The sequence below is a fragment of the Aeromonas sp. R4-3 genome (genome assembly GCF_040908275.1).
GTDB classification, from domain to species: domain Bacteria; phylum Pseudomonadota; class Gammaproteobacteria; order Enterobacterales; family Aeromonadaceae; genus Aeromonas; species Aeromonas rivipollensis.
On record NZ_JBFODK010000019.1, the window covers coordinates 29,817 to 38,049 of the forward strand.

The 8,233-nt window shown below is 63.8% G+C and carries 7 protein-coding genes; all 7 read right to left on the bottom strand.

Features of this window, described 5'->3' with window-relative positions; translation table 11 throughout:
* Positions 1-58: 58 nt before the first annotated feature.
* The 7 genes from nrfF to nrfA all read right to left on the bottom strand — a co-directional run bounded on the left by nrfF (position 59) and on the right by nrfA (position 7,828).
* On the bottom strand, positions 59-1,252 hold the full coding sequence (gene nrfF, locus AB5Y91_RS03475; RefSeq protein WP_368169086.1) for a heme lyase NrfEFG subunit NrfF: 1,194 nt from the start codon (positions 1,250-1,252) through the stop codon (positions 59-61).
* A complete protein-coding gene (locus AB5Y91_RS03480; RefSeq protein ID WP_368169087.1) occupies positions 1,249-1,803 on the bottom strand; it encodes a DsbE family thiol:disulfide interchange protein in 555 nt (184 codons plus the stop codon). Before AB5Y91_RS03480 ends, nrfF begins: the two co-directional genes overlap by 4 nt.
* Entirely contained in the window at positions 1,800-3,758 is a 1,959-nt protein-coding gene (gene nrfE, locus AB5Y91_RS03485) for a heme lyase NrfEFG subunit NrfE (RefSeq protein ID WP_368169088.1), read from the bottom strand. Before nrfE ends, AB5Y91_RS03480 begins: the two co-directional genes overlap by 4 nt.
* A gap of 258 nt (positions 3,759-4,016) precedes the next feature.
* A complete protein-coding gene (gene nrfD, locus AB5Y91_RS03490; RefSeq protein ID WP_368169103.1) occupies positions 4,017-4,970 on the bottom strand; it encodes a cytochrome c nitrite reductase subunit NrfD in 954 nt (317 codons plus the stop codon).
* 90 nt (positions 4,971-5,060) lie between these two features.
* Positions 5,061-5,741, bottom strand: coding sequence for a 4Fe-4S dicluster domain-containing protein (locus tag AB5Y91_RS03495; protein WP_368169089.1), 681 nt, complete (start codon positions 5,739-5,741; stop codon positions 5,061-5,063).
* A complete protein-coding gene (nrfB, locus tag AB5Y91_RS03500; protein ID WP_368169090.1) occupies positions 5,738-6,334 on the bottom strand; it encodes a cytochrome c nitrite reductase pentaheme subunit in 597 nt (198 codons plus the stop codon). The genes AB5Y91_RS03495 and nrfB overlap by 4 nt, the downstream gene beginning before the upstream one ends.
* 51 nt (positions 6,335-6,385) lie before the next feature.
* A complete protein-coding gene (gene nrfA / locus AB5Y91_RS03505; protein WP_234568563.1) occupies positions 6,386-7,828 on the bottom strand; it encodes an ammonia-forming nitrite reductase cytochrome c552 subunit in 1,443 nt (480 codons plus the stop codon).
* Between the last annotated feature and the right edge of the window lie 405 nt (positions 7,829-8,233).

Below are 8,233 nucleotides of genomic sequence, written 5' to 3' on the forward strand. Positions count from 1 at the left end.
CATTATGGGGTTGTTCGGCGCCCCTTGCCCCATTTTCTGCGTCCCGCCCTGTCCCCGGTTAGCTCCCCATGATGCGGGCTGTCTGGATGGCCTCGATAAGTGCGGCCCGGTTGATGCGGGGGCGCTCGCTGTCGAGCAGCTGCTGCCACAGGGTGATGGCCTGGCGGTAGCGACCGTGCAGGAAGTGATCGGAGGCGAGCAGCATCAGGGCGCTCACTTCCCCCTTGTCCTGCTTGAGGGCGTCATCGAGCAGGCGTTGCGACTGCGGGGTGAGTCGCTGGCCCGCCTGGTAATAGAGCACTGTTGCCTGAGCGGCCAGGGTGGCGGCGCTGGCGCCCCCCTCCTGCAGGGCGAGGCGCTGGTAGGCGAGCAGAGCGTTGTCGTACTCGTCCCGATACAGATACAACTGGCCTAGCTCGGCCCAGGCTTCGAGATCGGCGGGGTTGCGCTGCAGCCGCTGGTGCAGGGCGCCGAGCGCCTTGTCCTGCAGATCCCGTGGACTCATCCCCGCCAGGGGATCGGGGCGGGACTGATAGGCCTGCCAGGCCTGATAGCGGCCGCTGGCGGCATAACAGGCGGCAACGGCGCCTATCGCCACTATCCCGAGCAGCAGCAGGGCGCGCGCGTGCTGCCTGCTGCGGCCGGGGGCCTGGGTCAGCCGCTCGCGCAGGGCCAGCTCGGCGACAGGCGTGGCACTGGCAAGGTGGGTGGCTGCCAGCTCCCGATAGAGGGGATCATGGGGGGAGAGGCCTGCCTGCTCCCTTACCATGATGAGGCGATTCAATGCGCTGCGGGTATCTCTCTCACGTAGGTTGACCCTGCCATCGGGCGGAATGGCCAGCTCCCCTCTGGCCTTCAGGCGGCGACGAAGGAGTTTCAGCGCCAGCCCCAGCAGCAGAAGGGGGCCGGTCCAGAGCATCAGGGTGCTGGCCTTGAAGGGGGGATCGTAGCGCACGAAATCGCCAAAGCGCTCCGTCATGCGGGCGATCACCTGCTCGTCGCTCTGTCCTTCGTCTATCCAGCGGTAGACCTCGAGGCGCAGATCCCGGGCTATGGGGGAGTTGGACTCCACCAGGTTCTGGTTCTGGCACTGGGGGCAGCGCAGGGCACGGGCGAGATCCTGGGCCCTGGCTTGCAACTCGGGGTGCTGGAACTGGTAGGTATCGACCCCGCTGGCCGTGGCCGCCGGGCTCAGTGCGATGATCAGCGTGATGGCCATCAGCAACGGGTTGATGAGGGGGCGGATCTTCATGGCTGCCCCTCCGCCTGTGGGGTGGGCAGGGCACGGGCCCTGGCAAGCAGGGGCACAAACTGGCGCTGCCAGACCTCCTTGGTGAGCTCCCCCGTGTGGCGGCTGAGCAGGGTGCCATCGGCGGCAAAGAGATAGGTCTCCGGCGTACCGTAGACGCCGAGCTCCAGCGCCAGCTTGCCGTTCGGGTCTGCCAGCACGGCCTTATAGGGGTTGCCCGCCTGGATAAGCCAGGCGCGGGCCGCGTCCCCCTTGTCCCGATAGTTGAGACCGTAGAGGGGCACAGTCTTGGCCAGCTCGCTGAGCAGCGGATGCTCGGCGCGGCAGCTCGGACACCAGCTGGCCCAGACGTTGAGCACAAAGGGCTCACCTTTTAGCTCAGCGGTATCAATAATCCCCCCATCCAGCAGGTTTTCGCTTTGCCAGGTCGGCAGGGTGCGCCCCAGGGTCGCCTCGTCCTGGCGGTAAGGATCCTTGCCAAGGCCGAGCCAGAGCAGGGCGCCGAGGCCCAGAGTGACTATCAGGGGGAGGAAGAGACGCAGGCGCGGACTCATGGCGCCTCCTTGGGGAGCAAGCCCGCGACTTGATGTGCAGCGGTCTGCGGTTGGGCTGCCAGCAATGGCTTGCGCCCCAGCAGACGCAGGGCGCCGCCCGCCATCATCAAGATGCCGCCGAGCCAGATCCAGCGCACCAGCGGCTTATGGTGCAGCCGCATGGCGTAGGCCCCGGGCCCCATCTTCTCGCCGAGCACCACGTAGAGATCCCCAAACAGTCCCCCCTGGATGCCGGGTTCGTTCATGTTCATGGTGCGCACGCTGTAGTGGCGCCGCTCCGGGGCCAGCCTGGCCACCTCCCGGCCATCCTTGTGCACGCTGACAGTGATGCGCTCGGCCGTGTAGTTGGGGCCGATCAGCGGCTCGCTCCCCTCATAGCGAAATTCATGGGCGCCGAGGCGATAGGGTTTATTGGCGGCGAGCACTGTGCCTCCCTCCTGGCTGTGGTGGCTCACCTGGGCGATGCCGAGGGCGCATACCGCCACCCCGAGATGGGCCAGCAGGCTCCCGAGCCGGCTGGCACTCAGATCGCGAGTCTTGAATGAGACATTGAGCAGCAGGCTCGCGATGAGCCAGAGGCTTATCATATTGGCGAGGATGCCGCTCCAGCCCAGGGTTCCCTGTTCGCGATAACCTAGGCTGAGCAGGCCGCCCCCCAGCAGGCCGAGCAGGGGCGGCAGCAGCATCTTGAGGCGGGAAGATGCCATCAGCCCCTGCCAGCGCAGGCGCGGGATCTGGGTCATGAGCGCCATCAGCACCAGCGCCAGCGGCACGAAAACAGCGTTGAAATAGGGGGCGCCCACCGAGAGCGAGCCCAGGTGCAGCGACTGGAACACCATGGGGTAGAAGGTGCCGAGCAGCACGCAGGCGCAGGCCACCGACAGCAGCAGTATGGTGGCGCCCAGCAGCCCCTCTTTTGACAGTAAGCCGAAGCGGGCGTAGGGGGCGCGGGTATCGGCCCGCAGCGCGAACAGGGTGAGGGCGCAGGTCAATAGCAGACCGAGCAGCAGCAACAGAGTGAGACCGCGATTGGGATCCACCGCGAAAGCGTGCACCGAGGTGAGCACCCCGGAGCGCACCACAAAGGTGCCGAGCAGGCTCAGGGCGAAGGTGAAGATGGAGAGCAGCAGCACGCCGTGGCCGTAGGCGCCGCGCTTCTCGCAGACGACGAGGGCGTGCAGCAGGGCTGTGCCCAGCAGCCAGGGCAGCAGGGAGGCATTCTCCACCGGATCCCAGAACCACCAGCCGCCCCAGCCGAGCTCGTAATAGGCCCACCAGGAGCCGAGCAGGATACCGGCGGTGAGAAACACCCAGGAGCCGAGCGCCCAGGGGCGGCTCCAGTGAGCCAGGGCGCCGTCCAGCCGGCCCGAGTGCAGCGCCGCCATGGCGAAGGCGAAGTTGACCGCAAAGCCGACGTAGCCGAGATAGAGCAGGGGGGGGTGAATGATGAGGCCGATATCCTGCAGCATTGGGTTGAGATCGCGCCCCTCAAGCGGCCCGGGGAATTGCCGGTCAAAGGGGCTGGAGAAGATCAGGGTATAGAGGGCAAATAGCCCGACGATCAGTCCCATGATGGCCAGTACTCGAGTGGTGATCAATGGATCGACCCGCTTTGAACAGAGCGCCACCAAGGCCCCCCAGAGGGCCAGTGCAAAGACGAAGAACAGCATGGAGCCCTCGTGGCCGCCCCAGACCGCCGCCAGCTTGAAACCCATGGGTAGGGTGCTGTTGGCGTGCTGGGCCACATAGACCAGAGTGAAGTCATCGAGCCCGAAGCAGCTGGCGAGCAGCAGCAAGGATATTCCGATCAGGGCGGCATTGAGCAGTGCCAGCGGTTTGGCGCAGCCCAGCAGGGGCGGGGAGGCGAGGCGCAAGCCCAGCCAGGGCAAGGTGCCCTGCAGCAGTGAGAGTGCCGCTGCCAGCAGCAGTGAGAGATAGCCGAACTCCGCCAGCACACAACCTCCAGGTTCATTCGTTTATGTTATGCCGCAGCGTCTGCACAGCACCGGCGCTGGGGGATAACATCCACACTCTTGGAAACAAACCAGCGCCAGTCCCCCGAGGGTGGCTGGCGCTGGCGATCATACTTTTAAACAACCGTCATCTGGCCGGCATACGAGGATGACGTAGCATCAGACAGCAGCATGCCCATCAGGGTCATGCTGCAAGCCGACGTCGTATGGTCGCTTTTGCTACAAATCATGCATTTCCCCTTATACAACGGTCATCTGACCGGCATAGAGCACGAAGTAGCGCAGCAGCAGTATCCCCACCAGGGTCAGGCTGCAGACCAGCACTAGGTGGCCGTTTTTGGCTCGCAGGGGCGCCGGGGCCAACAGGCTGACCAGCTGGGGCAACAGCATGCCGATCCCCACCACGCCGAGCCAGAACACCTGGGCCCAGAAGCCGCTGCCGATGGCGGCCCACATGGCCACCTCCTTCTGACCGCCACCGAAGTAGAGGCCGGTAAAGAAGCAGACCAGCAGCAACACCTCTACCGCCAACACGGGGCGCTCGAAGCTATGCACAAAGCTCACGCCCGGGCTGTGGTGGTTCTCCTTGAACAGGGTCACCGCCAGCAAGATGGTGGAGGCGATGCCGGAGCTGATACCGGATACCAGAAACAGCACCGGCAGCACAGGGTTGTTCAAGAGCGGATAGGTCTTGAGCGCGGAGAGCAGAAAGCCGGTGTAGGCCCCCAGCAGCACGGCGAGCAGCAGCAACAGCGGGGCCAGCAGCCGCTCGAAACGGGCCAGCAGGGCGATCAGCCCATCCACAAAGGCGAACTTCTCTTTCAGCAGGTGACGGCGCAGGGTCTCAATTTCGGCCCGAAACACCACCGCCAGCCAGGCAAACAGCACCGCCATATAGAGCTGGAACAGCATGACCCCCATCGACATCACAGAATCGAACTGGTAGTGGAACATCAGCTTCCAGAAGGTCCAGGGACGGGCCAGGTGGAAGATAAGGATCAAGAGCCCCAGGATCACCGAGAGTGGCGCCAGCAGGGCGGTCGCCTTGATGATGCCGCTCTCGCTGCCGGCCCCTTTGCGGCGCAATAGCACAGAGAGGCTGGTAGCCCCGGCGGAGATGCCGAGCAGGAACAGGTAGATGGCGATGGGCCAGTCCCAAACGAGGGAAGGGAAGTGAAATGCGTCATGCCACATGGTCATTCCCTCCATCTGTTACGGCCGGGGTAGATGGCGATGGGGCAAATCCCCACACCAGCGAGGGGAAGTGAAATGCCGCTTGCATGGTCATGACGTTATCTCCCCTTTGGGCACGCGGTACATCTTGGGCGAGGTGCCGAGCGCCTGCTTGTAGCGGTAGGTGGTCTCCTTCACCAGCCGTTTGGCAATCGGGCTGTCCGGGTCATCCAGATTGCCGAACACCAGCGCCTTGGTGGGGCAGGAGGCCACGCAGGCCGGCTCCTTGCCCGCCGCCAGGTTGGTCTTGCGGCAAAAGTCGCACTTATCGGCAACCTTGGTCACAGGGTTGATAAAGCGCACCTGATAGGGGCAGGCGGCCAGACAGTACATGCAGCCGACGCACAAGTCCGGATCCACGTCGACGATGCCATCCTCCTTGCGGATATGGGAGGCGCCGGTCGGGCAGACGTGGACGCAGGGGGCGTTGTCGCAGTGCTGGCAGGACTTGCGAAAGAAGTGGTAGTCGGCATCGGGGAAGGTGCCGACGGGGCCGGTGCGGAGGATCTCGAGCCGCGAGACCCCCTGTGGCACCTGGTTCACCTCCCGGCAGGCATCCATGCAGGCGGTACAGCCGATGCAGGCCGTCTCGTCATGGAGCATGCCATAGCGGACCCCGTCTATGGTCTGGCTGTGGGCCAGGATGGCTGTGCTGGCGCGCACCGGCCCCGTCATCATGATGAGGGCCCCCGCGCTCATCCCCGCCATAAAGTCACGACGAGAGCAGCTCATGGTACCTCCTTGCCCGCATTGACCTGCAGACCGGCCGCCTTGGCTTGATGCTGCTTGCTGTGGCAATCGACGCAGATCTTGATGCGGGATTTTTCGGCTATCCCCACCATGGGTTCCTTGGCCGGGTGCAGCGCGTGACAGCTGGTGCAGCTGAGCTTGGTGGCGTGCACGTCGTGGGCCCAGAGCGCCTCGCGCAGGGGTTTGGGCTCGTGGCAGCTCATGCAGACCCCGTTCTGCTCGGCGATGGGATAGCCATCGTCACCTTGCTTCTCATTGAAGCTGTCGCTAAAGCGCATCACATCCTTGACCCCTTCCCTGTGCTGGGGGGAGGGCTGGCCGTGGCAGTTGGTGCAGGTGACAGGTGCCAGGTTGTTGGGATTGGTCGCCTGACCATGCTTGCCATGCATCCCCTCGGTCTGCTCCTTGTGGCAGTCGGTGCAGGCCTTGTCGGGGCTGCGCAAGAACGCCACGTCATGCGTTTGGGGCAGGGCCGCAGGCGCGCTCGTCGCCTCGGCAGCCTGGCCCTGCAGGCTGGTCAGCAGCATGGCCGCCATCAGCATCAGTCGTAAGAAATCCATCGTTAAATCACCCATAGGAAGCCTCCATCCGATTGCGGGCCCGATTCGGCGGGCCCGCAAATCTCGTTACTGTGCGAGCCGTCCGGCCGCTTTGGCCTCGGCATCCCAGGCGGGGACTGTGGTCTTGAGGAACTGGGCCTTGTCGCTGTTCATCTGCTTCATGTCCATGCCAAGGGCGGCCTGGGCCTTCTCCTTGCTGGAGATGTCAGGAATGGCGATCTCGTGGCTGATCCCCTTGGCGGCAAGCAGGCGAGCCAGCTTGGTGCGGGCGTCGGCGGCCTTGTCCAGGGCGGTACCCAGCATGCGCAGCGCCACTTCAGGGGCGTGCATCTGCACCCCGTGGGAGGCGATGGAGAAGTCCCAGCGCCATTGGGCGTGACGGATGTCTTGCAGAATGTCCTTCATCTGCGCCTCGGTGGCGCCAGCATCCCAGGCCGCCTTGGCCTCGAAGTGGGCGTGCACCAGCTGCTTCTCGACCTTCAATTTGATCTCGGTCACCGCATCCTTGCGCTGCTTGACCACCCCCTGCAGCATCTCCTTGCTCTGGGTGTGGCAGTTGCGGCAGGTCTGCTCGAAGCGATCGAAGGGGTTGCCCACCTTGTGATCCGTGTAGACCTTGCCTTGCTCGTTTTGCACCTTGGGCATGTGGCAGTCGACGCAGGCGACGTTGTTCTGGCCGTGAATGCCGGCGCGCCAGGTCTCGTACTCGGGGTGCTGGGCCTTGAGCATGGGGGTCTTGGAGAGGGCATGGGTCCAGTCGGCGAAGCCGATCTCGTCGTAGTACTCTTCCATCTGCTCGACAGTGGTGCCCTTGTCCCAGGGGAATTTCACCGCCTTGGTGGGGCCATTGAAGTAGTACTCCACGTGGCACTGGCCGCACACCTGGGACTGTTGATCGAAGCGGCCCTGCTCCTTGAACGGTTTGCCGATGGCGGTCATGGCGCGGTCGGCATAGGGGCGGGAGAGGTGCAGGGCGGGTTTGCCCTCCTTGAACTCTTTCGAGGCGGTGTCGTGGCAGTCGGCGCAGCCTATGGTATTGACGATTTCCGGCCCGCCCTTGGCCCACATCCCCTTGAAGTAGCCATCCTCGCCTTTCTCGTCGATGACGCGGGCCACGTCCGGGCCCTTGCAGCTCCAGCAGGCCATGGGCAGGGGGCCATCCTCGGCGGTCTTGGGGGCGCCGGTGCGCAGAGTCTCCCGCACGTCCGTCAGGGCATAGAAGTGGCCGCGCGGCTTGTTGTAATCCTTGGAGAAGGGGTAGCCCGCCCAGAGCACCACCATCTGCGGATCTTCCGCCAGGGCGTCGGTGCGCTCCCGGCTCTCGCTGGTGTTTTTCCAGCTGCTGAACTGATCGGCGTGATCCTTGGCGAACAGCTCGCTGCGCGCCTCTATCTTGCCCTCGGGGGCGGCCTCGTCTGCCTGTGCCAGCATGCTGGTGCCCAGCAGGGCAGTCAGCAGCAGGGCGGCCAGACCCGGCCGAAATGGCTTGTTATGTGAACCCACGGTCATCACTCCCAGATAAAATGTCCATGCCGAGCCTGACCGTTCCATCTTGGTGCGTGGACATCTGTGCCCATGGTCGATGGGCATGGCAGGCCGATTAATTGTTATGACTGCATAAAAAATGATTTTTATGCATTTGCTCGTGGAGATAATACCAAATGGGTAAAATGGATAATCATTTATCCCTGTGGGAGTTGCGCTAGATCAATTGGCATGGGGGGCTAATGCAAAAAATGAGATCCAGGTTGAATTATTGAGCCCAATCTGGTGGTTACCCCTATCACCTCTCCATGATGATGCGCTGCGGCTGGCCATCGCCTCGGGGATGCAGGAGCGTGCCAAAGGGCGGGAGAGCAGGGGAATGGCCTCTGTGACCTGGGGTGTTGCCAAGCGAAAATGAATATTTATTCT

Coding starts and splice junctions, on each gene's coding strand:
- nrfB (WP_368169090.1), bottom strand. CDS start 6,334: ATGGGTGATTTAACGATGGATTTCTTACGACTGATGCTGATGGCGGCC.
- AB5Y91_RS03495 (WP_368169089.1), bottom strand. CDS start 5,741: ATGAGCTGCTCTCGTCGTGACTTTATGGCGGGGATGAGCGCGGGGGCC.
- nrfF (WP_368169086.1), bottom strand. CDS start 1,252: ATGAAGATCCGCCCCCTCATCAACCCGTTGCTGATGGCCATCACGCTG.
- nrfD (WP_368169103.1), bottom strand. CDS start 4,970: ATGTGGCATGACGCATTTCACTTCCCTTCCCTCGTTTGGGACTGGCCC.
- nrfA (WP_234568563.1), bottom strand. CDS start 7,828: ATGACCGTGGGTTCACATAACAAGCCATTTCGGCCGGGTCTGGCCGCC.
- AB5Y91_RS03480 (WP_368169087.1), bottom strand. CDS start 1,803: ATGAGTCCGCGCCTGCGTCTCTTCCTCCCCCTGATAGTCACTCTGGGC.